This is a genomic window from Dongshaea marina (assembly GCF_003072645.1).
In the GTDB taxonomy this organism is placed as follows: Bacteria; Pseudomonadota; Gammaproteobacteria; order Enterobacterales; family Aeromonadaceae; genus Dongshaea; species Dongshaea marina.
In genome coordinates, this window is the sequence record NZ_CP028897.1 from 2014151 (window position 1) to 2039501 (window position 25351).

At 52.3% G+C, this 25351-nt stretch carries 26 protein-coding genes and 3 pseudogenes; 13 read left to right on the forward strand and 16 right to left on the reverse strand.

The annotated features are described in order from the left end of the window. Window positions 1-190: 190 nt before the first annotated feature. From DB847_RS26830 to DB847_RS26010, 4 genes and pseudogenes are all read left to right on the forward strand, one after another. Window positions 191-567, forward strand: a pseudogene (locus DB847_RS26830) (MATE family efflux transporter); the annotation flags it as partial. 78 nt (window positions 568-645) lie between these two features. Further along, window positions 646-1320 (forward strand): MATE family efflux transporter, encoded by a 675-nt coding sequence (locus DB847_RS26835; RefSeq protein ID WP_456073092.1) that lies wholly within the window; start codon window positions 646-648, stop codon window positions 1318-1320. After that, complete coding sequence (locus tag DB847_RS24930) at window positions 1320-1505, forward strand: hypothetical protein (RefSeq protein ID WP_199911790.1); 186 nt, start codon at window positions 1320-1322, stop codon at window positions 1503-1505. The genes DB847_RS26835 and DB847_RS24930 overlap by 1 nt, the downstream gene beginning before the upstream one ends. 768 nt (window positions 1506-2273) lie before the next feature. Next, on the forward strand, window positions 2274-2405 hold the full coding sequence (locus tag DB847_RS26010; protein ID WP_267897752.1) for a hypothetical protein: 132 nt from the start codon (window positions 2274-2276) through the stop codon (window positions 2403-2405). A 44-nt stretch (window positions 2406-2449) separates the two neighbouring features. Here DB847_RS26010 and DB847_RS09695 read toward each other — a convergent pair whose 3' ends face one another. Next, a complete protein-coding gene (locus DB847_RS09695) occupies window positions 2450-2791 on the reverse strand; it encodes a hypothetical protein (RefSeq protein WP_108650498.1) in 342 nt (113 codons plus the stop codon). Between the two features lie 247 nt (window positions 2792-3038). Here DB847_RS09695 and DB847_RS09700 point away from each other — a divergent pair, with 247 nt between their 5' ends. Then, entirely contained in the window at window positions 3039-3803 is a 765-nt protein-coding gene (locus DB847_RS09700; RefSeq protein ID WP_108650499.1) for a substrate-binding periplasmic protein, read from the forward strand. A 111-nt stretch (window positions 3804-3914) separates the two neighbouring features. Here the strand turns inward: DB847_RS09700 and DB847_RS09705 are convergent, their stop codons facing one another. Together DB847_RS09705 and rihA are read right to left on the reverse strand one after the other, a co-directional pair. Beyond that, window positions 3915-5159, reverse strand: a complete 1245-nt coding sequence (locus tag DB847_RS09705; RefSeq protein ID WP_108650500.1) for a methyltransferase — start codon at window positions 5157-5159, stop codon at window positions 3915-3917. A 124-nt stretch (window positions 5160-5283) separates the two neighbouring features. Then, window positions 5284-6222: a pyrimidine-specific ribonucleoside hydrolase RihA gene (gene rihA, locus DB847_RS09710; RefSeq protein ID WP_108652949.1), complete on the reverse strand. Its 939-nt coding sequence runs from the start codon at window positions 6220-6222 to the stop codon at window positions 5284-5286. A gap of 182 nt (window positions 6223-6404) precedes the next feature. On the opposite strand from rihA, the gene DB847_RS09715 reads away from it, so the two are divergent. Continuing rightward, complete coding sequence (locus DB847_RS09715) at window positions 6405-6833, forward strand: hypothetical protein (protein ID WP_159084515.1); 429 nt, start codon at window positions 6405-6407, stop codon at window positions 6831-6833. Window positions 6834-6928: 95 nt separating this feature from the next. After that, entirely contained in the window at window positions 6929-7330 is a 402-nt protein-coding gene (locus DB847_RS09720; RefSeq protein WP_108650502.1) for a hypothetical protein, read from the forward strand. 68 nt (window positions 7331-7398) lie between these two features. On the opposite strand, the gene DB847_RS09725 is transcribed toward DB847_RS09720, so the two are convergent. Further along, the gene (locus DB847_RS09725) at window positions 7399-8613 is read right to left on the reverse strand and encodes a CinA family nicotinamide mononucleotide deamidase-related protein (RefSeq protein WP_108650503.1); all 1215 of its coding nucleotides are present in this window, start codon (window positions 8611-8613) and stop codon (window positions 7399-7401) included. Window positions 8614-8794: 181 nt separating this feature from the next. Between DB847_RS09725 and DB847_RS09730 the strand changes: the two genes are divergently transcribed. Next, the gene (locus DB847_RS09730; protein ID WP_234418607.1) at window positions 8795-9334 is read left to right on the forward strand and encodes a chorismate mutase; all 540 of its coding nucleotides are present in this window, start codon (window positions 8795-8797) and stop codon (window positions 9332-9334) included. An 82-nt stretch (window positions 9335-9416) separates the two neighbouring features. On the opposite strand, the gene DB847_RS09735 is transcribed toward DB847_RS09730, so the two are convergent. The 3 genes from DB847_RS09735 to DB847_RS09745 form a co-directional block, all read right to left on the reverse strand. After that, the gene (locus DB847_RS09735; RefSeq protein WP_108650505.1) at window positions 9417-10781 is read right to left on the reverse strand and encodes an SLC13 family permease; all 1365 of its coding nucleotides are present in this window, start codon (window positions 10779-10781) and stop codon (window positions 9417-9419) included. Between the two features lie 145 nt (window positions 10782-10926). Next, window positions 10927-11142, reverse strand: a complete 216-nt coding sequence (locus DB847_RS09740) for a hypothetical protein (protein ID WP_108650506.1) — start codon at window positions 11140-11142, stop codon at window positions 10927-10929. Between the two features lie 138 nt (window positions 11143-11280). Then, entirely contained in the window at window positions 11281-11682 is a 402-nt protein-coding gene (locus DB847_RS09745) for a hypothetical protein (protein ID WP_159084517.1), read from the reverse strand. A 523-nt stretch (window positions 11683-12205) separates the two neighbouring features. Between DB847_RS09745 and DB847_RS09750 the strand changes: the two genes are divergently transcribed. After that, the gene (locus tag DB847_RS09750; RefSeq protein ID WP_108650508.1) at window positions 12206-13036 is read left to right on the forward strand and encodes a CvfB family protein; all 831 of its coding nucleotides are present in this window, start codon (window positions 12206-12208) and stop codon (window positions 13034-13036) included. Between the two features lie 868 nt (window positions 13037-13904). On the opposite strand, the gene efpL is transcribed toward DB847_RS09750, so the two are convergent. Then, window positions 13905-14474, reverse strand: a complete 570-nt coding sequence (gene efpL, locus DB847_RS09755; RefSeq protein ID WP_108650509.1) for an elongation factor P-like protein EfpL — start codon at window positions 14472-14474, stop codon at window positions 13905-13907. 348 nt (window positions 14475-14822) lie between these two features. On the opposite strand from efpL, the gene DB847_RS09760 reads away from it, so the two are divergent. Both DB847_RS09760 and DB847_RS26360 read left to right on the forward strand, forming a co-directional pair. Then, on the forward strand, window positions 14823-15437 hold the full coding sequence (locus tag DB847_RS09760) for a glutaredoxin domain-containing protein (protein ID WP_108650510.1): 615 nt from the start codon (window positions 14823-14825) through the stop codon (window positions 15435-15437). A 22-nt stretch (window positions 15438-15459) separates the two neighbouring features. Further along, a pseudogene (locus DB847_RS26360) lies at window positions 15460-16241 on the forward strand (alpha/beta fold hydrolase). Window positions 16242-16540: 299 nt separating this feature from the next. Here DB847_RS26360 and DB847_RS09775 read toward each other — a convergent pair. After that, window positions 16541-16855: a hypothetical protein gene (locus DB847_RS09775; RefSeq protein WP_234418545.1), complete on the reverse strand. Its 315-nt coding sequence runs from the start codon at window positions 16853-16855 to the stop codon at window positions 16541-16543. Between the two features lie 160 nt (window positions 16856-17015). Next, complete coding sequence (locus DB847_RS09780) at window positions 17016-17219, reverse strand: hypothetical protein (RefSeq protein WP_108650514.1); 204 nt, start codon at window positions 17217-17219, stop codon at window positions 17016-17018. 242 nt (window positions 17220-17461) lie between these two features. Between DB847_RS09780 and ltaE the strand changes: the two are divergent. Then, window positions 17462-18411, forward strand: a pseudogene (gene ltaE / locus DB847_RS09785) (low-specificity L-threonine aldolase). Between the two features lie 333 nt (window positions 18412-18744). On the opposite strand, the gene DB847_RS09795 reads toward ltaE, so the two are convergent. After that, window positions 18745-19341 (reverse strand): VOC family protein, encoded by a 597-nt coding sequence (locus DB847_RS09795; RefSeq protein ID WP_108650516.1) that lies wholly within the window; start codon window positions 19339-19341, stop codon window positions 18745-18747. 310 nt (window positions 19342-19651) lie between these two features. On the opposite strand from DB847_RS09795, the gene DB847_RS09800 reads away from it, so the two are divergent. Beyond that, window positions 19652-20347, forward strand: coding sequence for a helix-turn-helix transcriptional regulator (locus DB847_RS09800; RefSeq protein WP_108650517.1), 696 nt, complete (start codon window positions 19652-19654; stop codon window positions 20345-20347). Window positions 20348-20371: 24 nt separating this feature from the next. Here the strand turns inward: DB847_RS09800 and DB847_RS09805 are convergent, their stop codons facing one another. The 5 genes from DB847_RS09805 to DB847_RS09825 all read right to left on the reverse strand — a co-directional run bounded on the left by DB847_RS09805 (window position 20372) and on the right by DB847_RS09825 (window position 24755). Next, window positions 20372-20773, reverse strand: coding sequence for a DoxX family protein (locus tag DB847_RS09805; RefSeq protein ID WP_108650518.1), 402 nt, complete (start codon window positions 20771-20773; stop codon window positions 20372-20374). Continuing rightward, a complete protein-coding gene (locus DB847_RS09810) occupies window positions 20751-21821 on the reverse strand; it encodes an alpha/beta hydrolase (RefSeq protein WP_108650519.1) in 1071 nt (356 codons plus the stop codon). The genes DB847_RS09805 and DB847_RS09810 overlap by 23 nt, the downstream gene beginning before the upstream one ends. 78 nt (window positions 21822-21899) lie before the next feature. Beyond that, the gene (locus DB847_RS09815) at window positions 21900-22745 is read right to left on the reverse strand and encodes a trypsin-like serine peptidase (RefSeq protein ID WP_108650520.1); all 846 of its coding nucleotides are present in this window, start codon (window positions 22743-22745) and stop codon (window positions 21900-21902) included. Next, window positions 22742-23575 carry a mechanosensitive ion channel family protein gene (locus DB847_RS09820; RefSeq protein ID WP_108650521.1) on the reverse strand — a complete coding sequence of 278 codons (834 nt, stop codon included), beginning with the start codon at window positions 23573-23575 and terminating at the stop codon, window positions 22742-22744. Before DB847_RS09820 ends, DB847_RS09815 begins: the two co-directional genes overlap by 4 nt. Before the next feature lie 115 nt (window positions 23576-23690). Continuing rightward, window positions 23691-24755, reverse strand: a complete 1065-nt coding sequence (locus tag DB847_RS09825; protein WP_108650522.1) for a hypothetical protein — start codon at window positions 24753-24755, stop codon at window positions 23691-23693. Window positions 24756-25351: the final 596 nt, after the last annotated feature.

Below are 25351 nucleotides of genomic sequence, written 5' to 3' on the forward strand. Positions count from 1 at the left end.
CGGAACCGTCTCTGGTTGACTCTCATTCGAGCCCCTTCATACTTGGAGAGTGGCTGTAACCATTTTTTGAGGATCATATATGTCAACGGATGCCCGCTTTATCTCTGGCTCGACTATGCGGCATGTTGTAGTGATGGCGAGTACCGGGGCAACCGGGTTAATGGCGCTGTTTTTGGTTGATCTGCTGGATATGTATTTTATCAGCCTGCTGGGGCAGGTTGAGCTGGCAGCAGCGATTGGCTTTGCCGGAACCTTGCTGTTTTTTTCAACCTCAGTGTCAATCGGGATCTCAATTGCCCAGGGTGCCCTGGTCTCGCGGGCGATCGGCTCCGGTGATCGACAAAAAGCGATCCGGGTTGCCTCCAGCGTGTTTGTGTTCTCCTTTATCACAGGTTGTGTGGTTGCGGCCCTGATGCTGTTTTTTCTCCCTGAACTATTGGCGATGATCGGCGCCAAGGGGAGGCTGCAGTCAAGGCCAAAGAGTACCTGATTATCATGTTGCCAAGCGCCCCTGTGCTGGCGATCGGCATGTCTGCCGGTGCGACCCTCAGAGCGCTGGGGGATGCCAAGCGCTCCATGTACTCCACCCTGGTAGCAGGATTTGTCAATGCGATCTTAGACCCCATCTTTATCTTTGGCCTGTCTATGGGAGTACAGGGGGCGGCAACCGCCTCGGTGATTGCGCGCTGCGCCGTCTTGGGAGTGGCTTTTTATAGCCTGGCCCGGCATCACCAGTTTTTGTCAAAACCTGAGCGTAAGCTCTTTGCCGAGCACTTTAAGTTGGTCGCCGTGATTGCGGTGCCGGCAATTTTGACCAATGTCGCGACCCCGGTGGGTAATGCCTTTATCACCTCCTATATTGCTCACTTTGGCGATAATTTTGTGGCGGGCTATGCGGTGATCGGTCGCCTGATGCCGGTGGCCTTTGCGCTGATCTTTTCACTCTCCGGGGCGATAGGTCCCATTATTGGCCAGAACTTTGGCGCCGAAAAGTGGGATCGGGTCTCCGGAGCGCTGCGAGATGCGATGATCTTCTGTGCCCTCTACTGTGTCGGAGTGTCGGTTATCCTGTACCTGGGGCAGGGGCTGCTGATATCGGCCTTTAGCCTCCACGGCGAGTCGGCCCACCTGCTCGCTGTCTTTTGTAGCTTTATCGCCATTACCTTTATGTTTAACGGCGCCCTGTTTGTCGCCAATGCGGCCTTTAACAACCTCAATCGACCCACCTGGTCGACGGCACTCAATGTGGGCAAGGCGACCATTGGTACCATCCCCTTTGCCTATGTGGGGGGGCTGCTGGGGGCGCTGTGGGCGTGCTGATGGGCCAGGCGGTGGGCTCAGTGGTTTTTGGTGTGCTTGGGTTTGTGTTGGTGAAACGGGTGACCCGCAAGATGGCGGCCTGCCACGAGCATCAGCAAAAGGTGCTGGTGACCGAGCCTGCGATCCCGCCAACGCCGTTTTGCTCATCACGGGCGTATATGGCGCAGGATGATGAGGAGCGTTAACCTGGCTGTAGCTAAGCGTTATTATCCATAGCGCTTAGCTGGGTTTTATGGTTTGCAGCTTCGCTGCATGATTGCCGGGGTGCCGGCAGCACATTACTTTTGAACCGCCAAAAGTAATCAAAAGCTTCCTCCACGTGATGAGTCCCTCCATCAAGCTGCGGTGCTCGGCATCCTGCCTCGAAAACAAAAATAGTGGATTTATAATTCTCCTCAACACTCGCTCACGGAGGGAAGTAGGGCCCCGTCTATTTGCGCAGAGGGTTTCAAGTAGGAGCAAAGGGTGAGTGGCAAGGATGCCACGAAAAGACAACCAGTACATGGACGTACTGTTTGCCTGTACCTCTGCGAACTTGAAACATGAGGATAGAGTAAATACCGGGGTGTCCTTGGGAGTGAAGAGGGTATTGGACAAGCAATACCCTTTTCCCGCTGTCCGCGGGAGGACACTGTGCCGCAGGCACAAATTAGCTGACCGTAGGTCAAGCTGCAGCCTTTTTTATCCTGTGGATGACTATTTGTGGCTACCGTCACTGGGATGTCGGGGGCGCCCTACAGCGCCCTACTTTTGTATTGTCAAAAGTAGGCAAAACCTCGCTGCGCACTGTCAATCCCTTTACAGAGCTACGCGGCTCGGCGTCCATGCCTCGAAAAAATTAAACTTCAAAGGACTCTCTATGAGCATCTTTGTAGCTGAATCGAAGAGATGGTTTCCACTCCCCGTGACGAACGCCGAGGCGAGCCGTAGAGGATGAAGGTTGAGCGGCAAGGATGCCGCGAGAGCTTAGCCGCGACAGGGAGGTTGCGTCTAAGCGAAGCCTGAATTATCAGGAGAGGTTAGAGTTTAGCGAGGTCCGGGGCACCCTCGGGTTGTTAGGGGGACTGGGTGAGCAGTCCTCCTGACCCGCAGTCTGCGGCCGGACAATAGTGGTTGCGAGCAACAGCCCCTAGCTAGCGCTGAGATATTCACTCAGGTTGGCATCGGCAATTGCGGATGCGATGCGGTAGGCCCGCCCGGGGCAGATGTCGGCCAGCGGGCTGCACATCACCATCCAGGATGCTTTTTTCCAATGACCTTGCTGTAACTCTTTGAGTAACCCCTGATGATTGAGCACCCAGGACTCCCCCAGGGCATCCAGGAGGTTGACGAATGCGACCTGTCGGGTCTGATCAAGGGCCTCAATGAGCGCACTGATTGTTTCGTTAGCTAGTGAGATGGAGCCGGTTTGAACTTGAGGATTCAAACGATGCTCAAACTCTAAAGCCTGTCGTGTTGAAACCTGTTTCATTTTAATCCGCCTTCTGTAACATTCATCCGCTTCCTGTCTACTTAAAACAGTGCATTATCTATTCCTGAAAAATGTCACCGTTCTGTCTTTTTTATCGGCCGGTTAAGCAGAATGATGAGGAGTCAGTGAAGCTTTCAGCGGGTCTTGTATTATGCTCTCTCCTCTTGCTGAGTACACAGCGAGGGGAAGTGCAGATTTCCAGATTTATTCTATCATCACAGGTAGATGAACCCTCCCCGGAGTTGCTATGTGTATCCGGCTTACTATCCTGATCCTGGCACTGAGTTGGAGTGCTGGCATAACTGCTGCTGGTAATACGGTGCGTATTGCCAGTGGGGACTATCCCCCCTATCTATCGAAGACCCTTCCCAACCAGGGGCTGCTATCCCATATCGTAACTTCTGCCTTTGGGACTCAGGAGCTTAAGGTCGAGTATGGCTATTTTCCCTGGAAGCGTACCGCCAAGCTGGTCAAGATGGGGCTGTGGGATGCATCACCGGGCTGGGTATGGAGCCAGCAGCGGGCCGAAGATTACTGGTTTAGCGATACCATAGTGGTTGGTGAGGGGGTATTTTTTTACAAGAAATCGACAGCATCCAAGCAATTTGAGTGGAGCGGCTTTAAAGAGCTGCATGGACTCAGGGTAGGGATGACTCTTGGCTACTATTACGGAAAGGATCTGGAGCGAGCCAGGAAGAATGGGGTGATCAAGGTCAGTAATCATAAAACCGATCTGGAGATCCTGATGAGCCTACTTGCCGGCAAGATAGATCTGGCTCCCTTGGATCGCTGCGTTGGCTTGTATCTCATCGACAAACACTTCCCTGACAAAAAAGAGATCCTCACCTTTGCGGATAAGCCCTTTCAAACTAACGAGTACAAAATGATTTTTCATAAAATCAACCAGGATAGCCAAGGATTACGTGAGAAGTTTAATCAGGGCTTACAAAGCCTGGATCTAAAAGATAACCTCAAAGACTTCGACCGATACAAGTGTTTGCGTGGGAGTTAAGCTCAAGGACAGGTATCGACAATCACTAAATTCGCCAGGGCACGGTATTATGCCGGGCCCTGGCAAGCTTCAGGGGGAAGCAGCTCCGGCCGGCTTAGCCTGGGAGAGCGCCTAATCGCGCCAGGCCTGGATCAGGGTATTTCTGGGGGTGATTCCCCGTTCACAGAACTGGCTCATCTCAACCCGGTAACCCTGCTCCTCAAGATAGAGGACCCTATCCAGCAGCAGCCACCACTCCAAGGCTTTTCGAAAGCCAAGACGCGCCTTCTCGAGGCGTTGAATGCGGGCGAGTTTCTGCCCGGCCCTATGTAAAATATCCTGGAAGTCCACTTCTCCCGGCAGGGAAAGCTGCTGCCAGTGGGCCATCTTGATGCAATAGTCCTCAAAAGTGCCGGATAGCTGGGCCTTATTGATTGAGGGGGTCGGCTGATATCGGTCACATCCGGTGAGCTGACGCTGCAGCAGATCATAGCCGGTTCGCCACAGGAGCTCCTGTTGGCGCAGCCGTTTGACCCGCTCCCCTCCGGTTACTGTTTCCATCACCGCCAGGCGCAGCTGTGAACGGGTTAAGGTTAATTCAGAGTTCTGTCCGGCCCTGGAAAGAGCCTGGTAGTGCGGTTCTTTGGTCAGGTGATAGCAGCAAGGGGAGAGCGCTATCTGCGGTGCATGGTGCCGGCAGGCATGGCTGAGCATGGCCTTGTGCAGATCACCACAGGCGTGCAGGGCGGTATGTAAGCTGACTTTCGAATTATCCAGGCTCAGAGCTGGGTCAAGCACATCCTGCTTGATGAGGCTGACATCTGCCTGTTGCTGCTGATTCAGCAAGGTGCCCTGCTCACACAGTTTGGGATCATACTCAAGCGCCAACACCCTTTGCCGGCTAGCAAAGTGAAGTTGACGCGCCAGGTGACCCTTGCCTGAGCACCAGTCAATAATCGGGCCTGCTGGAGACTTGCCAGCTGTGACTGCCGAGGTAAAACTCATGATCTGGGTAAGCTTGCGGCCCGGGATCCCCACATCACTGAATTTGGGAGCTGATAGCAGGGGAGCCTGGCCAGGAGCGATTTGCCATCTCTCTAACAGCGCCAGCTCGGGCAGGAAGTTTTGAGTCCAGGCGATGAGATTAGATTCATCTTCGAGCTCTTCAAGCTCATCATCACTGAGATTTTGCAGTGCATCGGCAAGCTCGCCATGATCGCTTAGCCAGCTCGGGTGATCCTGAGTAAAAGGGGATTCACGCCAGATCGGCTGAAATTGAACCAGCAGGCAATCGATCCCGTTAAAGGCATCCTGATAATTGAGTGAGCTGAGGCTGGAGGAGAGCATAGGGTGTCCGATAACAATGAAAGGCCTCATGCCCGGAATACGGCCACCTTGCCGAGGTGCAATTGTAATCACTAACCGTTCAGTTGCAATAATTGTGAAGGGAAAAATAGCACCGCAGTGTCATCATGGGACGACACTGCGCTTTAACAGGGGGCTAATTATAGAATTTGAGACGCTCGAGCAGCAGGTTTACAAACTGCAGGCGATCCACATCAACGACCAGCTCACAATTTGCCGGGTTAGCGGTCAGATTGTAGTAGTCTACGACTGTCATACCACGAGTTAATTCACCGGTTGTTTCCACGCCCACCCAGCACTCCTGGGTAGTAAAGATCTCGGGGGCCAGCAACCAGGCGATGGTGCAGGGATCGTGCAGAGGCGCTCCATCAAAGCCCCACTTGGGATCCTTGTGGTAGATGCAGAAGTAGTCGAGAAGGTCGGCCACTATCCGGGCGACCGGGTTACCGATCTCGCGGATCATGCTGATCTCATGCTCATGGATCTGTGCCCTGTGAGTGACATCCAGGCCGCACATGGTAATCGGGATCCCCGACTCGAAGACCGCCTTGGCGGCTTCCGGATCGACATAGATATTGAATTCAGCCGCCGGGGTCCAGTTCCCGAGAGCCGCTCCGGCTCCACCCATCAGCACAATCCGCTCAATATTGGTTTGAAGCTCAGGGTAGGTCGCCAGTAGCAGGGCGATATTGGTCAGGGGGCCGGTGGGTACCAGGGTGACCGGTTCCCGGGAGTTACATATTTTTTGTGCCATCAACTCCACGGCATGCAGTGGCTCGGGGTCGAAGCCTGGCTCGGGAAGAATGGGGCCATCCAGCCCCGATTCACCATGCACAGAGTCGGCGATGATGAGATCGCGGAGCAGAGGTTTGCTCGCTCCCGAGGCAACCGGGATATCTGTGCGCTTTAACAGAGTCAGGATACGCAGGGCATTATTCAGGGTCTTGGGCTGGGTCTGGTTTCCGGCACTGGTTGTGACCGCAAGGGTCGATAGCTCGGGGCTGGCAAAAGCAAGGATCAGATTGATGGCATCATCATGACCAGGATCACAATCGATAATAATTGGACGAGACATGGTTTTCCTCGGTCTGGTTGAAGGCTGACTGCTCATGCTAGCCCGAAGCTGGCTATTTGTGTAAATCCCATTGTTGTTTTTTGAGCCAGGGCTCATTTCCGCCAAGGAGCTGATTGATATGTGCTCAATAGACACTCTTCTTTAATGGCTATACTTGGGGTGTATGCCATGGAGGGTGTGTCATGAGACGAGTATGTGTGTTGTTGTTTACTTTTGTCCCCATGTTGGCACATGGCAATTTTTTACACTGTAGTGGGGCAGAGCAAAAGGACTCATCCAATCAACTGACGCTCAATCTGGAACTACCTAAGGCGATGGATCTCAGTGCAACCCTGAGTGATCGGGAGGGAGATGTGACGACCCTTCTGAGCTCCCTTGCGGTTGGTCAGGGTAAAATTGAGGTCAAGCATGGCACCAATGAGCCCAGGGAGCATACCCTCATTGTGACTCAACTCCCGGATAATGAGATGGATGTTCCCCTGGTGGGGTTCTACATCTTCCGTCACAACGTCCATGTGCTCAAAGCGGATCTATATAGTAAAGAGCGACCCTTCTATCTGTTCTCTCCCCTCTACAAGGGCGCAGCTCTATTCACCGGAAGCTGTGATTGAAGAGGTTTTACCCGGTGTAAATAGATAGTAAAATGCCCGTTACATTCAGGGGCATTCCCTCTTTTTATCTTTGGAAATTTATCTTTGGATTGTCGATGACCAAGAAAGATCTATCTGTTTCACTCCTACAGCGGCTTTTCTCTTTAGTGATGAGCTCCCTGTTGCATGGCGCGATTGTCGCGGTCCTGCTCTATTATGTGGCTCCGAGCTGGGTCGATCTCTACTCCTACTGGTTATTTGGTGCTGCACTGCTGGTGACCCTGGTGATTGTTGGCTCAGATGCTCTTCAGTCTGCTCTTGGGATCTCCTGTGCCGGTAAGGGGTGGCGATTGCTCCACCAGGGGAAGCTTGAAGATCAGCCGGTGGTTATCGCCCGTGATACCCTGGGGCGTAAGCGGGTATTTGTCTACCAGCAGGGCTGGAGCTTGCCCAGTGGCAGCCGGGTGACCAACAGCCGCACCCTGCGGTGGCTCGATGGGATCAAGGCAAGCGGCTAAGGCTAAGGGGCCGTAACGATAGATGGCCCCCTTGGTTGTCCCGGGGTGATGCTTTGCCAAACAATCGATTAGCTGAGGCAAAGCTCCAGGCTATCGAGTGTTTCCAGGTTGTGGTAGTTGGCCAGGACCTCGGCATTTTGCAGGTGGCGGCGGAGCAGATCCTGAGCTGCCATCGTGATGAGCTGCTGCATCAATGGATGGGGCCAGCGACCGATGCGCAGGTTTTTACCCCAAAATTGCTCCCGGGTCACCAGCGCAATGCTGACGCCATCGGTCTCTCTTCCCAGGCTGGATGTTCCAACCAGTAGCAGGTATTGACAGCCCAGGCCGGAAAACTGTTGGCGGGCCAGGCTTGCAAGCTGTTCCAGCTCAACGGGGAGGGCTGGCAGCCAGCTGCCATGCTTGAGATATTCACCCTCGCTCAGGGCCTGAGTCAGCAGGCCGCCGCTAAAGTTCTCGATCACACATACACTGTGCTTATCCAGCTGCTGGTTAAACCAGCCCCCCATGCTGGGAGTATCGCCGCTTCCCATCAGGTAGTGTCCCAGCTTCTGTGCCAGAAAGGCTTCGCTCTGATCCAGGGCAAGTTTGGGATCATCAAGCCCCCTGGCGATCAGCTTGAGTTCTATGGTGGGGAGGTCGGAGCGATAACCCAGGGTGACTCCCTCGGGCCACAGATGGTCTTTAAACTGATCACTGAGCCAGGACTCAGAGAGGCCAAAACTGTAGTAGCGGCGCAACCGGGTCTGTTGTGTCAGCTCGCTTTGCTGGCGAATCGCCGGCAGGATCTGATGCTCGATCATCTCAAAGAACTCTGAGGGCACTCCCGGGGTAAAAAAGAGCGTCGCCCGGTTAAGCTTGAGGCTAAAGCCACAGGCGGTTCCACAGGGGTTATCGATGAGTTTTGCTCCTTCGGGAAGCAGCGCCTGTTTACGGTTACTCACGGGCATGACTCGGCCCCTGTCCCGGTAGAAGGTTTCAAGCTCTTCGAGCCAGCGACTGTCCTCAACCAGCTCAAGATTTGCGGCCTTCGCAGCCGCCTCGGCAGTCAGATCATCCTCGGTGGGGCCCAGACCGCCGTTCACTATGATGATATCAGCCAGCAGGCTTCGTTCATTAAACAGGTCGATCAATGCACTGAGTTCATCGCCCACGGTGGAGCGGCGACTCATCTCCAGCCCCTCATCGAGCAGGGTTCGGGCAAGCCAGGCTGCATTACTATCCACGATGAGCCCGCTCAGGACTTCATCTCCGGTGGAGATCATTTCGATGATAGGGTTCATGTTATTCCTTTGTTCAAGTCTGAGGGCTGATGCCTGTCTGGTTTTCTAATTAGAGGCAATTTAACACCCAATTTCAACCGTACCCGGGATTATTCAATATTTGATAGTTATAATGCTTTGTTAAGCTAGAATGTCCATCTCAATTGACTTAATGAGATTTAAAAAGGAGTGCTTTTTGATTATGAAGCGTATTCTATTGTTGTCTGTTTTGTTCGTTTTTGCGCCTATTGCATTTGCACAGGGAGCAAATATGAGTGTATTTCAGGCGATTAATCAGCGGTTGACCTATATGCAGGATGTCGCCCTATATAAAGCTCAGCATAAGCTACCTATTGAGGACAGCACTCGCGAAGCTGTGGTGTTAAAGAAGGCTCAGGCCCAGGCAAGTCAAGCTGGGTTGGATCCTCAAACCATATCAGCATTTTTTAAAGCGCAGATCAATGCAGCCAAAGCGATCCAGTATCGTTATCGAGCTCAGTGGCTCTCTGATCCACAATCAATGGACAAACAGCCAAGGGATTTGGTAAAGGTTGTTAGGCCTGCACTGATCACTCTCGGTGATCAGATCGTGTTGAAAATCAAGGCTCACTTGCAACAGAAGGGACCCTTTACCCAAGAGGAGCGGTCACAATTTTTCCAGCAGATGAAGGTAAAAAATTTGTCGAGTAGTGATAAATCAATGCTTTATGATGCCTTAATGCAGATCCGTTTAAAGAAGTAAGCTTTTTCCAATGGACTAAAGAGCCCAAACCATGGTTGGGGCTCTTTATGCTTAACGATGGATTTGCGGTGGTAATAGCGAATTAGTTCACTATATTCCCCACAAAGTAAGCAAAGATGGTGAGGAGCAGGGTGCAGATCAGGTTGAGCACGATCCCCATCCGCATCATCTCCCGCTGACGAATATGGCCACTGGCAAAAACGATGGCATTGGGAGGCGTGGCCACCGGCAGCATGAAGGCGCAGGAGGCGGCTACCCCGATCAGCACCGACATCACTATGGGGGAGACCCCAAGGGCTTCGGCCACGGTAGCGAATACCGGGACCAGCAGGGCTGCGCTGGCGGTGTTACTGGCAAGCTCAGTGAGTGCGACCACAAAGGCGGTGATCACCAGCAGCACCCAGAACAGGTTTGCTTCTGCCAGCAGGGTACGGATCTGCTCCGCCAGAAACAGCGAGGTGCCGGTGATCTTGAGGATCACGCTCAGGGTGAGGCCGCCGCCAAACAGCAGCAGAACGCCCCAGTCGGTGGCCTTATCCACATCCTTCCACTCGGCACAGCGGGTGATCCCAAGCAGCACGATCGCCAGCAGGGCGGTCAAGCTATCCAGTCCCTTGATCCCACCGAGCATCTGCGAGATAGGCCGGGAGAAGATCCACAGGCAGACCGTCAGGGCGAAGATGGCGAGGGTCAGTTTTCGCTCCCGGGTCCAGTGAAATTTTTCTAAGGTCACCTCAAAGCGGGAGGAGAGCTCTGGCCTGAGGAGCAGGTACAAAATGACCACCATGCAGGGGAGCATTACCAATACGACCGGGATCCCAAACTCCATCCACTGCAGGAAATCCAGACCCGCCTGCGCGGCGGCGATGGCATTGGGGGGGCTACCGACCAGGGTGCCGATACCACCGATACTGGCAGAGTATGCGATCCCCAGCAACACAAACACATAGGTGGAGCGCTGCTTTTTCTCATCCAGCTGGCTGAGTAGCCCCAAGGCAAGGGGGAGCATCATCGCGGTCGTTGCCGTGTTACTGATCCACATTGACAGGGCGGCGGTGACGGCAAACAGCAGAAGGGTTGCGACTCCGAGATTGCCCTTTGAGAGGGCAATTAACTTACCGGCGATCGCCTTATCCAGGGCTTGTCGGCTCAGGGCTGCCGCCAGGGCAAAGCCACCGAGGAACAGGAAAATAATTGGGTTAGCAAAGCTTGCCAGGGAAGACTTGACCGAAAAGATCCCGAGCAGGGCTCCAAGAAGCGGCACCAGCAAAGCGGTAATGCTGATATGGATCGCTTCGGTCAGCCATAAGATGGCGATAAAGATCAGCAGGCTCAGTCCCTTGGTGACCATGGGGTCAAAGGGAAGCATCTTGAGCAGGGTGATCAACAGGATGATGTCGATCGCGAGTATCCAGGATTTGATAGAGAGCGGGGATTTAAGGGGCATTGTTTTTACTTCGGTGCAACATGGTAACCCCGATGTTACATTAACGGGGCCGGATTGAGGATATTCGGGGAGTTAAACAGTGAAATAGCTCACAGCCAGGCGTTGTTTAAGGGGCAGAGGCACAGGTGTAGATGGCTGGTTTTAGTTACTTGTTGCTAAACCGTTCAACAACCCAGCCGCTGGGCTCCAGAGCAAGATAGCCATGTCGGTCAAAGAACCAGCCATCGATATAGCCCTGTTGGCGCATCTGTTTCAGGTTATACCAAGCCTCCCGGGCTTCGGCACGGGCCTGATCTTCATCGTAAAAGGCGCGAAAGTAATCGGTTAATGCTTCAAGGGATACAGATTGTGAGACGCTCATGGGGATACTCCACCCTGGGACTCTGATCCAATAGTAGCCAATGAGCCGGCCGAGTGGCCGACTCGAATGCGTATATTTGGCTAAAAAGTTTCAGATTTGAGAGGAGCGGATCAAACGAGCAGGGCGGAACCCTGGTGATCAGTAACGTCCGAAATCACTCTTGGGTGGATGACGCTGATCTTTGGGGTGCCAGAACTCATCAAATCCGGTATTGAGGCTGGTCCCCTGGCGAAGCTGGATGATAAAGCGGTAGCCAAAGTCGGGAAGGAAGCCATCTGAGCCTGAATTAATAAAGCGAAATGATGCAATAAGGGTAAATATAAGCAGCACCGCCACCACGATTAATATCGGCAGGTTATGGCACTTTTGGCCATGGTATTTAGCGATCGCTTGTTGATCATTTTCAGCGCTGAGACGGCTGACAATCCGGTAGCCCTCGCCGATGAGCCTGTTCACACGCTTACGCTCCCAGGCATTATCCCGCTCTATGGCGATAATAGATTTTGATTTTTTTAATAATAGAAAAATCTGTTCAGTCACAAAAGAATGCCTCAGCACGATTGAGATGGATAAATAAAAGTAAGCTTTATATTTCTTTTTGGGTGACTCTTTCAGAGCCTGAGTGCTTACCCTGGTAACATCTTCTTATCTGTTAAAAGAACTCGAATGGCTCTTTTATTTCGAATTAGTGGTTCAGGTTATAGAAAAAAAGACCGGGCTGTCAATTTTTGGCGTGATGTTCTGTGATGGCGCTCCCCTTGAGACTGGCGGTTCGGTTAATCCGTAAGCTGAAGAGGGAGAGATGTCATCGCTAGTTTAGCGACTCTCATCCCCGGGCGCAGTCGATTTCTAAGCATTATGGTTTTTAATGTATTCCTCCCTGATGCCGTGAGTTTATTTATTGGGAGCTTTATTCAGGTGCTCCTGAATTTTTAACTGCTTCTAAAGTATCCGTTCGCTGAAAAAGAGCACGGCTTTTCGTGGCAGGGCTGGCCAGTTGATCCCATCAGGGGCTATAATCGCGACCCTATACAAAGGCTCAGAATCAACAGAAGGCAGACTCATGATTGAGATTGGAAAGATGAACACCCTGACGGTGCTCAAAGAGGTGAGTTTTGGGGTTTACCTCGACGGCAAGCAGCTTGGTGAGATCTTGCTCCCTCGACGCTATGTTCCCGAAGGCTGTGAGCCTGGCCAGCGTGTTGAAGTTTTTATCTATCTCGATTCAGAGGATATGCTGATCGCGACCACTCAAAAGCCCCGCGCTTGTGTGGGAGAGTTTGCCTCGATGCGGGTCAAGTCTCTTACCAAGGTTGGCGCATTCCTGGATTGGGGGTTGGATAAGGATCTGTTACTGCCCTTTGGTGAATATAAGCAGAGCCTTGAAGAGGGGCGCAGCTATCTGGTGTATGTCTATCTGGATAACAGCGAGCGCCTGTGTGCGACCACTAAGGTGGATCGTTACCTGGACAAGACGCCCGCGACCTATGTGCCGGGAGAGGCAGTGGATCTGGTGATCGCGGATAAGACCGAGCTTGGCTATAAGGCGATCGTCAATGGTGAGCACTGGGGCGTATTGTATGAGAACGAACTGTTCCGCCGGGTGAAGCGCGGCTATCGGACCAAGGGCTTTATTAAGAAGGTGCGCGATGATGGAAAGATTGATCTGACCCTGGAGAAGCCGGGCTATCTGCGGCTGGATGAGGTCGGTCAGGCAATCATCCGCAGGTTAGAGATCAATGATGGTTTTCTGCCACTCAATGATAAGAGTGATCCTGAATCGATCCGTGATGCATTTGGCATCAGTAAAAAGGTGTTTAAGAATTCGATTGGATCCCTCTATAAGCAGCGGCTGATCCGAATTGAGGCGGATGGCATCTACCTGAGCGAATAATTCACCGCTATAGCTTGTGAGCTCTGAGAATCCATAGAGTTAAAAATGCCGGTCGGCTCATTGACCGGCATTTTTGATCTTCAGCCAGGGGTTTGGCTACCGCTTCTAGTCAGCATCCATATCTGGACGTTGCGCAGAAGGCACGAAATCAACTAACCGCAGTCAAACATATCCTGTGGATGAGTGCTTTGCAGCTACGCTGCATATGCCGGTGCTGACCGGCGACAGGTAAGAGGCCGTTCTTAGGCGTCCTGCCTTTCACGGCATTAATACATCCATGTATGGCAGGAATACGCTCACCACACCTCTGATACACAGGGAAGTGTGAATGCCGCGTTAAACATGGATGTTGTTAGCGGCGTGCATCTCCCGGGGCGCCCCGGATCTCGCTGAATCCTCGACTCACCTAAGGATTGAGGCGCCACTTAGACATCACATCCATGTGATGACTAAGCTCTCGCAATATCCCTATCGCTCAACCTTAATCCTTAATGGTTCGCCTCAGCGCTCGCTTACGGGGATTTAGGGCCCTGTCTATTCGCGTCGAGAGTTTCAAATATGAAGAAGAGGAAGAGTGATATGGACACTGTGAAAAGACGACCAGAACATGGGCGTATTGTTCGTCTGCACTACTGCGGAGTTGAAACTTGAAGGTAAAGCAAACTCAGAGGTGACCTTGGGAGGTCAGAGGGGGTTGGACAAGCAATCCCCTCAGGCCGCAGGTAGCTAATGTCCTCCTTGGCTATCGCTACATTCGCACATCCATGTGCAGCATTCACGGCCGGACATGTGCTGAAGGCACAAAAACTCTGCATCCATCAAACAGTCGTGATTGACGGGTGATCACGACCGATTGAGCTATGCGTTACTAGTCAGCCCGCCCCATGAATTTCTTCTCCTGGGTGTGAATTTTGACCCGTTCGCCGCTGGCGATATATTCAGGAACCTGAATGGTCAGCCCGGTTGAAAATTCGGCAGGCTTGGTTCGCGCGGTAGCAGAGGCACCCTTGATGGAGGGGGCGGTTTCGCTAATCGTCATTTCAACCGAGGTGGGAAGTTCAAGGCCGATCGCACTTCCCTCAACAACCAGCACCTGTAACCCCTGAGTGTCTTCGTTGATAAACAGCAGCTCTTCGCTGATATCCTGCTGCTTGAAGCCGTATTGGGTGTAATCCTCGTTATCCATGAAGATATACTCATCGCCATCGATATAGGAGAAGCTCACCGGATGGCGGCTCAGATCGATCAGGTTGAGAATATCATCCCCTTTAAAGCGCTCTTCGACCTTGCCTCCGTTTTGAACATCGCTAAAACGCATTTTATAGAGGGTCGAGGCGCCGCGAGCACTGGGGCTCTGCACATCAATATCCTTGACCAGCAGCCGCTTTCCCTTGTATTCGACGGCCATTCCTTTTTTTATTTCACTTGCTCTTGGCATGATTGGCTCTATGTAAAACATCAATTGAGAGTGGCCGCACCTTACCATGAAGCGGGTTTGAGGCCAATGATCAGGATTATGCTCTGCTCAGATAACAGATTCGAGCACTTTGGGGTTAGTCGGATCACCAGGTTCAGCCCGGGCAGATTAAAATTCCAGCATTGATTCCATCTATGGAGAAAATGCTCTAAGTTCAAACTCTACCGCACCAACAAAGAAAAAATATCCGAATCCGGTTGAGGTACCCGGTTATCGGCAAGTTACTACCGATTTTTTCACTCTCGACAAGCCTGGGGTTTTGGTGTGAGATAGGGGAAAGGCATGGACTCAAAAGGATAGGGGCCTGTTATGGAAAACCGAGCCGTTCAGATCACAGTCTATCGCTGGGCCGGCCACTGGGGGCCTTTTAGGGTGAGGATCCCCTGTGGAGAGTGCTCCCTGACTAAGGATGTGATCCTGGATACTCTGGACAATGAGTTAGAGGGGATCCCGGTTGAGCTTGAGATGCGTGATTGGTTGAGCCAGTGGTGGAAACCCCTGATTAAGGGGGGCTGGCATGCTCCGATCGTGATGGTTGAGGGCAGGGTGATCTCTCAGGGGCACGCACTGAACCGGGGAGTACTCACTCAGGCGGTGATCGAAAGTTATGATCTGAAATCAACTCTTGAAGGGAACCACCTGTTTGGTAAAAGCAACTGTCCTCACTGTGTTCGGGCCAAGGGATATCTGGACAATGCAGCCATTGATTATCAATACCATGATGTGATTCACAGTCCCAGAGCCCTGTATGAGATGTTGGCGCGGGTGAAGCCAATTGTCGGCCCTAAGACCCCCATTACAGTGCCACAGATCTGGATTGAGGGCCTGTATGTTGGGGGAGCAGATGAGCTGAGTGATATTGTCGCACAGCCTGTGGAGGCGAATCCTGAGCGCGGTCAGTGCTCCATCTCAAAAAAGAGTTGAGAGTGATGAAAGAGGAGAACCAATGGGTTGGCTGACGTTTCAGGGGAGCCATCTCTATTATTTGTCGCAGGGCGAGGGACCGCTGCTGATATTGCTGCATGGGCTGGGGGGCAGCCATCTGGACTGGCAACTTCAACAGCAAGCATTTTGTGATGACTACCGAGTGATCTGTGTTGATTTAAGGGGCCATGGGCGATCGGATAAAACTTCGGGTCCTTACAGTATCGAACAGATGAGTCAAGATATCCTGACGCTGATCGAACACTTAGCCTGTGAGCCCGTCCACCTGCTGGGACTCTCCCTCGGGGGATGGTTGCACTGCAGACAGCTCTTGAGCGCCCCGAGCTGATCCGCAGCCTCACTTTGGTCAATACCCTGGTGGAGTTTCGCCCACATACGGTTCGCCAGAGGTTTGCGTTGTTTAGCCGGCGTATGATGCTTCGCTGGCTGAGTATGGAGAGAATCGCCTCGATTCTGGCGCAAAAGCTGTTTCCACAAGCGAACCAGACCGAGCTGCGTCGGCAGTTTGTGGTGCGCTGGAGTCAGAACGATAAAAAGGTTTACCAGGCGGTATTTGACCAGATGCTTCAATGGAGCGCCCGAGAGCGCCTTGGCGAGTTAGAGCTGCCGGCTCTGGTGATAGCTGGCCAGGAGGATTATACGCCGGTGGTGCAAAAAGAGGCGTATGTGAGACTGATGCCACAGGCCCAGCTCAGAGTCATCGAAGACTCCAGGCATGGGACCCCGGTCGACCAGCCCGGTACCTTTAATGCAGTCCTGAGGGAGTTTTTGCAGTCCCATTAGGTTCTGTTGCTGTTTCCAACTTTGAATCTGCTCCTGAAACCTTCTGTTTGCGATGGCTATCATGAGGTTTCGTTGTTTGATGAATAATAATGAACAGGTTTTTTTCAGGTGCAATTTACGAGGATGTGGCAATTTTCCGCCCTGCTGAGTTATCAGCTTCTCGGGTAGAGAAAGGGCAGTACAGAACGTGTGCCTTAGCGGACGAAAAATAGCCCATTGCACAGGAAAATCTGCAATGTCTGCAGAGCCCAGATGACAAAGCCCGCCGCGAGGCAGGCTTTGTGGCAGAGCCGTGCAGATTAGCCCTCTGTGAGAATTTTCATCAGCTCTTTGGGATCTTCGGTTTTTTCGAGAGCGGCTCTTACATTGTTGAACGCTTTACAGGCCTCATCTGGATATTTCCCAAAGGATACAACGCCAGTATGGCTCCAGCCTCCGGCTGCGATGATATCTTTTTTGAATTTCATTCCTTCATTACCGCCACCGCCGATCTGTAGCAGAGCTTGCTCGATCTGAGTGTGTGGCAGTGGGTCACGCGAAAAGGTCAGAAAATGTTCTGCCAAAACTTCCTTGAACTCCATGTAGCATCCTCCTAACGCCAAGATCTCAATCAAAGTATAACCCCAGTTTCGATTAATTCACGACTCCTTGCTGAGAATTTGTTAACCATTATGAGGCTGGCTATTTGTTTTGATCGGACAGGCCTAAAGCTGCCGTCACGCTGGTGGTGGGGAGGGGAGCTGGGTATTCGGAGTGAGACTACTGTTCGGGTGGTTAGAAACCACTGAAAAACAGGTAGAGAAAGATCCCGGTTAATCCAAGGCTGATAAATTCAATGAGAATAAAGGGCCAGCTTGCCTCAAAAAAACTTTCTAATGAAAAACTTACTGAGTCCGAGTACGCATGAATGAAGATCGGTGCCAGGATGCATAGGGTAATGATCAGCAAGGTGGCAGACAGAGTAATGGCGGGCCGCATTTTTCCTTGAGATTCAAATAAATGTTGCTCGTATCATAGCGAGCATTCACCAAAGAACAAACCATTTTTTGACAAGTTGCATCAACAGAGCCGGGATAACCAGAGTTTAAATAAACGCAGACTATGGATAATTATGCCGGCAGGGTAAGATATGGACTGATTTTCATGGAGCCAAGGGAGAGAAGATGATCGATTTTCGAAGTGATACAGTGACCCGGCCTTGTGCCAGAATGCTCAAAGCGATGGCTGCAGCTGAAGTTGGAGATGATGTATGGGGAGACGACCCAACAGTACTCAGGTTACAGGCTGCGGTTGCCGAGATCGCGGGTAAAGAAGCTGCGCTCTTCTTTCCGTCCGGCACTCAGAGCAACCTGGCCGGGCTGATGGCCCACTGCCAGCGGGGGATGAATACATTGTTGGTCAACAGGCGCATACCTATAAGTTTGAGGGCGGAGGTGCTGCGGTGCTCGGCAGTATTCAGCCACAGCCCATTGAGCATGCCGAGGATGGAAGTCTACCCCTTGAGAAGATCAAGGCAGCCATTAAGGCAGATGATATTCATTTTGCCAAAACACGGCTGTTGGCTCTGGAAAATACCATTGGCGGTAAGCTTGTTCCCCAACTTTATATGAAGCAGGCAACAGAGCTTGCGCACTCTCTGGGGTTATCGACGCACCTGGATGGAGCCCGACTCTTTAATGCCGCGGTCGCCAGCGGTCTTCCACTGAATGAATTGACCCATGGCTTTGATAGTGTCTCCATCTGCTTTTCAAAAGGGCTCGGAGCCCCGGTGGGTTCTGTTCTGGTGGGAACTAAGGAGTTGATTGAACAGGCCAGACGTTGGCGTAAGGTCCTTGGGGGAGGGATGCGTCAATCGGGGTTCCTTGCTGCAGCTTGTCTCTATGCCCTTGAGCATAATATCTCCCGGCTGGCAGAGGATCATCGCAATGCAGAGGATCTGGCGGCTGGATTGAAGGAGATTGCGCCCATCAGCAATGTTTCTCAGGCAACCAATATGGTTTTTGCCTGTTTTGCCGAGAAGGATTGCAGCGGTCTCGAATCCTACCTCAGGCAGCAGGGGATCCTTGCCGAGATCAAACCTCGCTCGCGTTTTGTGATCCATCTTGATGTGGACGGGGAAGCGATCAGGCAGTTCATTGCCGCCATCAAAGCCTATTTCCAGCAGGGATAACAGGCCATAGTTGTTTGACCTGCGGTCGGCTGACTTTGTGCCTGCGGCACAGATGCCACTGCCGGGTGGCGACGGGAAGAGGGTATTGCTTGTCCAATACCCTCTTCACTCCCAAGGACACCCCGATATTTGCTTCATCCTCAAATTTCAAATTCGCAAAGGTACAGACAAACAGTACGTCCATGTACTGATTGTCTTTTCGCGGCATCCATGCCGCTCACCCTTAGCTCCTTTTTGAAATCCTCGGCGCAAATCGACGGGGCCCAACTTCCCCCGAGAGCGAGCGCTGAGGTGAGCCACTAAGGATTAAGGTAAGTCGAGGGCTTAGCTATACTAGCCTTGTTCGCTGGCGATCACCTCAGCCAGTGAATAGGGGTGAAGCTTGATGCAGACCCCATCTTTTTTCAGGGCCAGGGTTGGGTTTGGCAGGCGTTCATGTTCTGCCGAAGGGGAGCTTTGTTTCGCTTTGATCCCAAGCGCCCTGAGCTGCTCTGAATCGTGTATGCGGGCAAACGCAGGAAAACGCTCCCAGAGCTGCTGATAGAATCTCTCCGGCTGGGCTTGCTTAGTTGGGATCACCCACTCAATGTGCTCCCAACCCTCTTCTGGGTAGCTTTTCTCGCCGGGATAGGGCAGCTCGAGCAGCTCTATATTCCAGTGGGCCACTCTCAGAGGCTGGTGCAGCCGGATCACCACGATAGGCCGGCCATTGATCTGATTGACAGAGATCTCCTCACCCAGAGCCAACCACAGTTGGTGCAACTCCCTGGCCTGATCTGAATCATTGATTCTAAGAGCGATGTGATCGGCGTAGCAGTCATTCAGCTCCAGTTTGAGCTCACTGGCAAGGGCTTGGATCTGTTTTGCAAAGTCCGGCAGTCGGGCGATCATCTGCTCGGGAGTGAGTCCTTTATCGTAGAGAGATTGCATGAAGGCTCCTGATGAGAGTAGGGAGGGTGATTGTAGCGGTAATCCCTGATCGGGACAATGAGTGGGGAGCAGGGATAGGGCTGGATCCGTATGGGTCTGAAATTTTCAGGAAAATCAATAAGATGGCTATTTTTTGATTCCTATCAACTCAAAAAACTGCGCTTTTCTATAGGATGCGGCATCGGTTTGATAGGACTTAATTCGAAAGAATTGTCTTAATTCGACATTGAGGTTATGGATTTAGTGCTTTGCAAGCCTAACTGAATTAAGCCAAACCTGTCCTTCGACTGGATCTCATAAGGATATTCATATGAAGCTAGACAGTAACTATCTTTCGTTTCGCCAGGCTCGGCACTTTAGCGATCTCATCAGGCAGAGCGCCTCAGATATTGAGGCCAGCCATGTCTGTTACACCTATCTTTCACAGGATAAGGGGATCCAGGTGATGGGAACCGATCCACGGTGGATTCACAGCTATTTTGATGCGGATCTTCAGGAGAACATGGCAAGCCGGATCAGCGATGGGGTGAATTTATGGCATCACTGCGATCACCTGACGGCAGAGCTGCTGCTGGCAAAAAAGCATGGCATCTATAAGCTTGATTTTCCAAGGCTTCGCCAGGGAGGTAGTGGTGAGATCCTATCTTTTGCTTTCTCCGAACCCCCCTCAAATGTTCCGGGTCTATACCGGCTGCTGTCATTGCTCAACGAATTGTCTCAGCATGCACTCAAACTTAGGCTTTCCCACAGAGGGCGATGCTTCATCGAGCCCTACTCAAGGCTGGAGATTTGTGATGAGCGAGAGCGATTGCAACCGGCTGAGAAGCAGCTGGTGCTCTATCTGATTGAGGGATATTCAACGGCCCAGATAGCCTCTGCCGAGGGGAGCAGTAGGACGGTTATTGAACATCAGCTACGACTGCTGGAGCGTAAGTGCGGAGCACCGGTGAGTCCCAGAGAGAGATTTGTTGAAGCTGTCTTTTCCAGGGGACTGTTGGAGCTCTGACCAGTGAACCTTAGTTTCAGGCTCTCAGTCGGGTTTGAGTGCAAACCTGCCACTTCCCAGAAACAGCAGCGCCAGACCACAAAATAGATAGATCACTTCCAACTCAATCGACCATCCCCCCTGATTCGTGAGACTGAATACCCCATGCTGATGTACCAGAAACAGGGCGAGCAGCATATTGATGAAGACCAGCAGCCCTCCTAACCGACAGGCAATACCGAGGATAATCAGCAACGGGGCGACGATCTCTCCCAAAAAGACCCCGTAGGCCAGAAGCTCCGGCAGCCCATGTCTTGCGAGCTGTTGGCCTATCTGCTGCAGACTGTCTAGCTCAAAGATCTTATGGATACCATGCAGCAGGATGAGTCCCCCCAGGGGTAGGCGCAGTAACAGCTTGCCGAGGCTATTTTGCTTGAGCAGCTTCATTGAAAACTCCTTGGTCAGGAAAATCGGGCCGATCACCTTGTGTGTTGAGGTTTGGCTGATTCGTAGAAAAATCTTCTATCCAGGCTGAAATCTTCGCCTGAGCCTTGGCTGAATAGGGAAGTCCCAGGTGGTTTGCCCCCTCAATCATGACAAAACCGACTTTAGGTGCATGTTGTTCCAGCAGTGGATAAAACTGCTCGGGATAAAAACTTTCATCCTGTGAGCCTATCAGTAGCAGGGCAGGGGGGGGTAACTGTTCCAGGGCCCTGACATGATCCTCAATCGACATGGACTGGTTGAGTCGGTAACTATAACTTGCAGGAAGCCGCGGATCCTTGATTGAGTCGGGACGATTAAAGAACAGTACCGGCAGATTGTTGAACCATCGAACATGCAGCTGATTGAGCATGGATAAGCCGATGTAGCGCTTTGTCGCAACCTGGACCCAGCCTCCTGAGTCGGGACGGACCGTGGGGGAGCGGTAACCCAGGTAAGGGGCCAGCATCAGATAAGCATCTGCTCTGGTGTTGGAGAATGCAGCATGCTTGAGGGCAAGCCCTCCTCCCGAAGAGTGTCCTCCCAGGATGATTTTTGCATCCGGGTGTTGTTTACGAAGCCTGGCCAGGAGATCGGTTAGATCGTCCATATACTGTCCAAGATAATCGATATCACCCAATATCGGTGTTGAGCGGCCATGCCCCCTGAGATCGGGCAGGATCACCAACAGATCCAGCTGTTCAGAGAGGCTGGAGGCCAATGGGATCAGGTAGCGGCTATCGGCTCCTGAGCCATGCAGAAAAACTAAAATGTCAGAGCCTTTCTCTCCAAGCTTCCGGTAATAGAGCGGCTTACCATCACGGGCCCGATATTGGCTGAGGTTATCCAGTGTTATATTTGCAGGGAGCTGCTGAATGGCAGAGAAGTCCAGGGTGCTCTTGCTTTTTTTATCCGAGATCGGCCAAAAGATCAGTAGCAGAGCGATTCCCAGGTAGATGAAGCCACTTATCAAGATAAATCGCAGCAGATGTTTGAGCTTTTTAAGGAGCATCGGCTTTCTCTAAGGAGGCTGTTGTTAACAGTGTAGCTCCAATATCACTCATCTGAGTCTCTATTTTTGCGAGTCGGATCAGCTTTCTGCCGGGCTGCTGTTGAGCTCAGTTTGCTGGATGTCTTGAATAAACTGCAGGGCAAAGGGGGAGATCAGGGTGTTAGCGACGGCAATACTGACTACCCTGAGTTGTTTCGGGGAGCGGATCTCAACCTGAGCGACCTGGACACCGACCACCCTGAACTGACTGGGCTCTCCCGGAAACTCATGCACCTGGATCAGCGGGCCTCCTGAGTCACCTTCAAAGGCGTGGCAATTGTGTTCAAGCAGGGCATTGCCTCGGTTTTTAATCAGGCTGCAACGCTTGGAGAGGCTCAGGACATAGGGGCGATCCTGGCGATAGCCTGCGAGTAACAGGTTATCTGAGCCATTTTTCAGCGGCGCCGTAGACAGTGGGATATAGCCAATCCAGCGCCCCAGAGGCTTGGCGAGCTCAAGCAGGGCCCAGTCATGGACCAGCTCACGAAACGGTGGATGCTCTTTAAAGTGATAGTCTTTCGAGCCGACCAGTTTTTTCCCCCGCGAGTGAGCCAAATGAGTATCGAGCTGGGCACCAGCCACAAAGTGGATTTCAGTGGCCGGGTAGAAACGATTTTTCCAGGGGTTCCATAGACAGTGCGCTGCCGTCAAAACCAGGGATTGGTGGATGAGCACGCCACTGCAGCGCCTTTGTCCGGCAACATTGATCTCACCGATACTACGCCAGGGTTTCATCGAGGCGTCGATGGCATAGCGGCTCTCGGGATAGCTCTCTGGCAGTTGATCTCTTTTGGCGGCTTGACTGGCCTGAACGGAAAAGATCAGCCCAATTGCGCTGGCTGCCAGCGTTACTCTGAGCGTACTCATGAGCACGGAAAGATTCACGCCGCAGGCTCCCGGGGATGAATCTTGATCTCCCGCTGCGGGAAGGGGATCTCAATCTTTTGCGCCTCAAGGGCCTGATGAATCGCCAGGTTCGCCTGGTAGCGGGTTTCAAAGAGCTTCTCGGTTTTGACCCAGCAGCGGATCCCAAGATCGATGCTGCTGTCGCCAAACTGATCTATTCCCACCAGGGGCTGGCGTTTTTGACTCAGATGCTCAAGGGTGCTGAGTGCCTGGCTAATCACAGCGATCGCCTGCTGTGGATCGCTGTGATAGCTGATGCCAACGCTCAGCTCTAATACTGTATCTTGCTGGGAGTTATGCAGGATCTCCCCCATGATATGGCGGTTTGGAATGGTGATCATCACCTCATCCTCATTACTGAGGATGGTAAAGGCAAGCCGCACCTCCCGCACTATGCCGCTGACCCCTTTGACCTGGATGGTATCCCCAACCACATAGGGGCGGGTGATGATGATATTGAGCCCTGCTCCATAATTGGAGAGTAGTCCCTGGACTGCCAAACCAGCTCCCAGTGAGAGTGCACCAACGGCTGCGATAAAGGGGGTGACGCTGATCCCTAATTTACCAAGGGCGATGATCACCACCATGGTGACCAGCAGCAGGCGGGTCACACTGGCGGTAAAATGGCTGAGGGTAATATCCAGCTGCTTACGCTGACACAGTGCAAAAACTGCGTTACCCGCTTTTCGGGCGATCAGGATCCCGATCACCAAAATAATAATGGCTCCCAGGAGCTGGAAGCTGTAGTTGGTCAGAAACTCAATGACCAGCTGATAGATCTCCTGAGCTTGTTTTAGTTCGACTGGCATCTGTCATCCTTGAAATCAGAAATTAAGCGCATCTTTATAATAATGCGCTTAATTTGAGTGATTGTCAGGGAGTCAGATTAACCGTTAGATCAGAGCTCTTGCCCGGATTCAGATCTCAGGTGACCACTTGCTCCGAGCCGTGCTCCAGGGGACGATTCTCTTTTTGGCTGGCTTCCTGGCGGGAGGTATATAGGGTGTGGTAGATGACTCCACTCATCACCATCAGGGTTGGGATCAGCTGTATTTTGATCCCCTGGAGCAGCTCGGCAAAGCCATAACGACCAAATCCATAATAGATCAGAAGACTACTCAGGGCTGTGATAACGGGACCAAACTGCATCACAATCGAGTTGAAGGCGGAGCGATGGGTCACGCTAAACGCCATCACCAGGAAAAGATAGCCCAGCAGATAGTTCAGCAGAAGATACAGCCCCCAGAAGATGAGACCACTTTCCATGCTGATAAGGGTGCTGTGGCTCTGATCCATGCCTCCCTGAGCAAGAGTTGAGATAAATGTGCTCAGGTAGCTGTGAGCAATGGCCTCGGGGTGACAGAGGGCACTGGCGATCAGGGCGAGGATTGCCAGGGGGGCGGCGAACACAAAGCGGATCAGGATCACCTCTTTAAAATCGAAATCATGGCCTAAAACACCCGAGTAGATATTGGCGGCGCCAAACAACATGCCTGAGATACCGATATAGATGATTGAGACATTAAAGACATACTGGCTGCTGCCACTGACAAGTCCCAGGGCGATGACACCGCAGAGCACCAGGGCCGAGGCAATTCCATCCGGGAGGGTAAAACGGTTGCGAAACAGGATCACACCAAGCAGGAGTGCTGCGATAAGATCCAGCTGCTGGGCTACGATATTAAAGGATGAGTTGACCCCCGAGCCATCGATCCAGGGCAGGGACCAGCCATACTGAACCAGGATCACCGAGACGAAGGTTCCCAGGGTTCCGGTGATGATGCTCGGAGCTAGGTGGCGCTTTTTAAATTTTTTGAGCAGGGTGGGCAACCGGCCATTGGCGATGAAATACCCGCCGTATAGCAGAGTCACCAGCAATACATTGATGGCGGTAAAAGGCAGGCTGAACCAGATTTGGGACACAGGGATAAATGCCAGCAGTGACAGGCCAATCCCAAAAAGACAAGCAGTTAAAAATGGAAAGATCACGATTTCACCTGGATATGTTGGCTCTTTTTAACCGGCCGTCGAAGACACATCACGGCTCTCTGAGAGCTAAGTCGGGAAAATATAGCATATTTGCCGCCGGCCAGCACCGGCACTTGCAGTCAAGCTGTAGATTTAGCCGCGCGCCGCACAATCAAAGGTTCGCTTTTGGTACAAAGCTGACTTATCTCTTTGTCCTTCGGGCAGGGTTTTGTGCCTGCGGCACATTGCCCGCTGCCGAGCGGCGGCGGGGAAAGGGTATTGCTTGTCCAATACCCTCTTCACTCCCAAGGACACCCTGGTATTTGCTTCATCCTCATGCTTCATCAGATTCACTAACGGACAGACAGAACGTCCCTGTTCTGGCTGCCCTTCAATCACATCCATGTGATTGATACGTTCATCAACAATAAAACATTCGGCGCAAATAGACGGGGCACTAAATCCCCGTTAGCGAGCGCACCTTCTTGCCTGTCGCCGGTCAGCACCGGCATTTGCAGCGAAGCTGCAGATTAGCTGTGCGCAGCACAATCAAAAGTTCGCTTCTGGTACAAGCGAACCCGGATAGTTGGACCAGCAGTCAGCTTTTTGTTCCTGTG

Coding starts and splice junctions, on each gene's coding strand:
- DB847_RS09820 (WP_108650521.1), bottom strand. CDS start 23,575: ATGCCAGTCGAACTAAAACAAGCTCAGGAGATCTATCAGCTGGTCATT.
- DB847_RS09750 (WP_108650508.1), top strand. CDS start 12,206: ATGATTGAGATTGGAAAGATGAACACCCTGACGGTGCTCAAAGAGGTG.
- DB847_RS09715 (WP_159084515.1), top strand. CDS start 6,405: ATGAGACGAGTATGTGTGTTGTTGTTTACTTTTGTCCCCATGTTGGCA.
- DB847_RS09780 (WP_108650514.1), bottom strand. CDS start 17,219: ATGCGGCCCGCCATTACTCTGTCTGCCACCTTGCTGATCATTACCCTA.
- DB847_RS09695 (WP_108650498.1), bottom strand. CDS start 2,791: ATGAAACAGGTTTCAACACGACAGGCTTTAGAGTTTGAGCATCGTTTG.
- DB847_RS26835 (WP_456073092.1), top strand. CDS start 646: ATGGGAGTACAGGGGGCGGCAACCGCCTCGGTGATTGCGCGCTGCGCC.
- DB847_RS09800 (WP_108650517.1), top strand. CDS start 19,652: ATGAAGCTAGACAGTAACTATCTTTCGTTTCGCCAGGCTCGGCACTTT.
- DB847_RS09810 (WP_108650519.1), bottom strand. CDS start 21,821: ATGCTCCTTAAAAAGCTCAAACATCTGCTGCGATTTATCTTGATAAGT.
- DB847_RS09720 (WP_108650502.1), top strand. CDS start 6,929: ATGACCAAGAAAGATCTATCTGTTTCACTCCTACAGCGGCTTTTCTCT.
- efpL (WP_108650509.1), bottom strand. CDS start 14,474: ATGCCAAGAGCAAGTGAAATAAAAAAAGGAATGGCCGTCGAATACAAG.
- DB847_RS09760 (WP_108650510.1), top strand. CDS start 14,823: ATGGAAAACCGAGCCGTTCAGATCACAGTCTATCGCTGGGCCGGCCAC.
- DB847_RS09805 (WP_108650518.1), bottom strand. CDS start 20,773: ATGAAGCTGCTCAAGCAAAATAGCCTCGGCAAGCTGTTACTGCGCCTA.
- DB847_RS09705 (WP_108650500.1), bottom strand. CDS start 5,159: ATGAGGCCTTTCATTGTTATCGGACACCCTATGCTCTCCTCCAGCCTC.
- DB847_RS26010 (WP_267897752.1), top strand. CDS start 2,274: ATGCCGCGAGAGCTTAGCCGCGACAGGGAGGTTGCGTCTAAGCGAAGC.
- DB847_RS09740 (WP_108650506.1), bottom strand. CDS start 11,142: ATGAGCGTCTCACAATCTGTATCCCTTGAAGCATTAACCGATTACTTT.
- DB847_RS09725 (WP_108650503.1), bottom strand. CDS start 8,613: ATGAACCCTATCATCGAAATGATCTCCACCGGAGATGAAGTCCTGAGC.
- DB847_RS09735 (WP_108650505.1), bottom strand. CDS start 10,781: ATGCCCCTTAAATCCCCGCTCTCTATCAAATCCTGGATACTCGCGATC.
- DB847_RS09700 (WP_108650499.1), top strand. CDS start 3,039: ATGTGTATCCGGCTTACTATCCTGATCCTGGCACTGAGTTGGAGTGCT.
- rihA (WP_108652949.1), bottom strand. CDS start 6,222: ATGTCTCGTCCAATTATTATCGATTGTGATCCTGGTCATGATGATGCC.
- DB847_RS24930 (WP_199911790.1), top strand. CDS start 1,320: ATGGGCCAGGCGGTGGGCTCAGTGGTTTTTGGTGTGCTTGGGTTTGTG.
- DB847_RS09795 (WP_108650516.1), bottom strand. CDS start 19,341: ATGCAATCTCTCTACGATAAAGGACTCACTCCCGAGCAGATGATCGCC.
- DB847_RS09730 (WP_234418607.1), top strand. CDS start 8,795: ATGAAGCGTATTCTATTGTTGTCTGTTTTGTTCGTTTTTGCGCCTATT.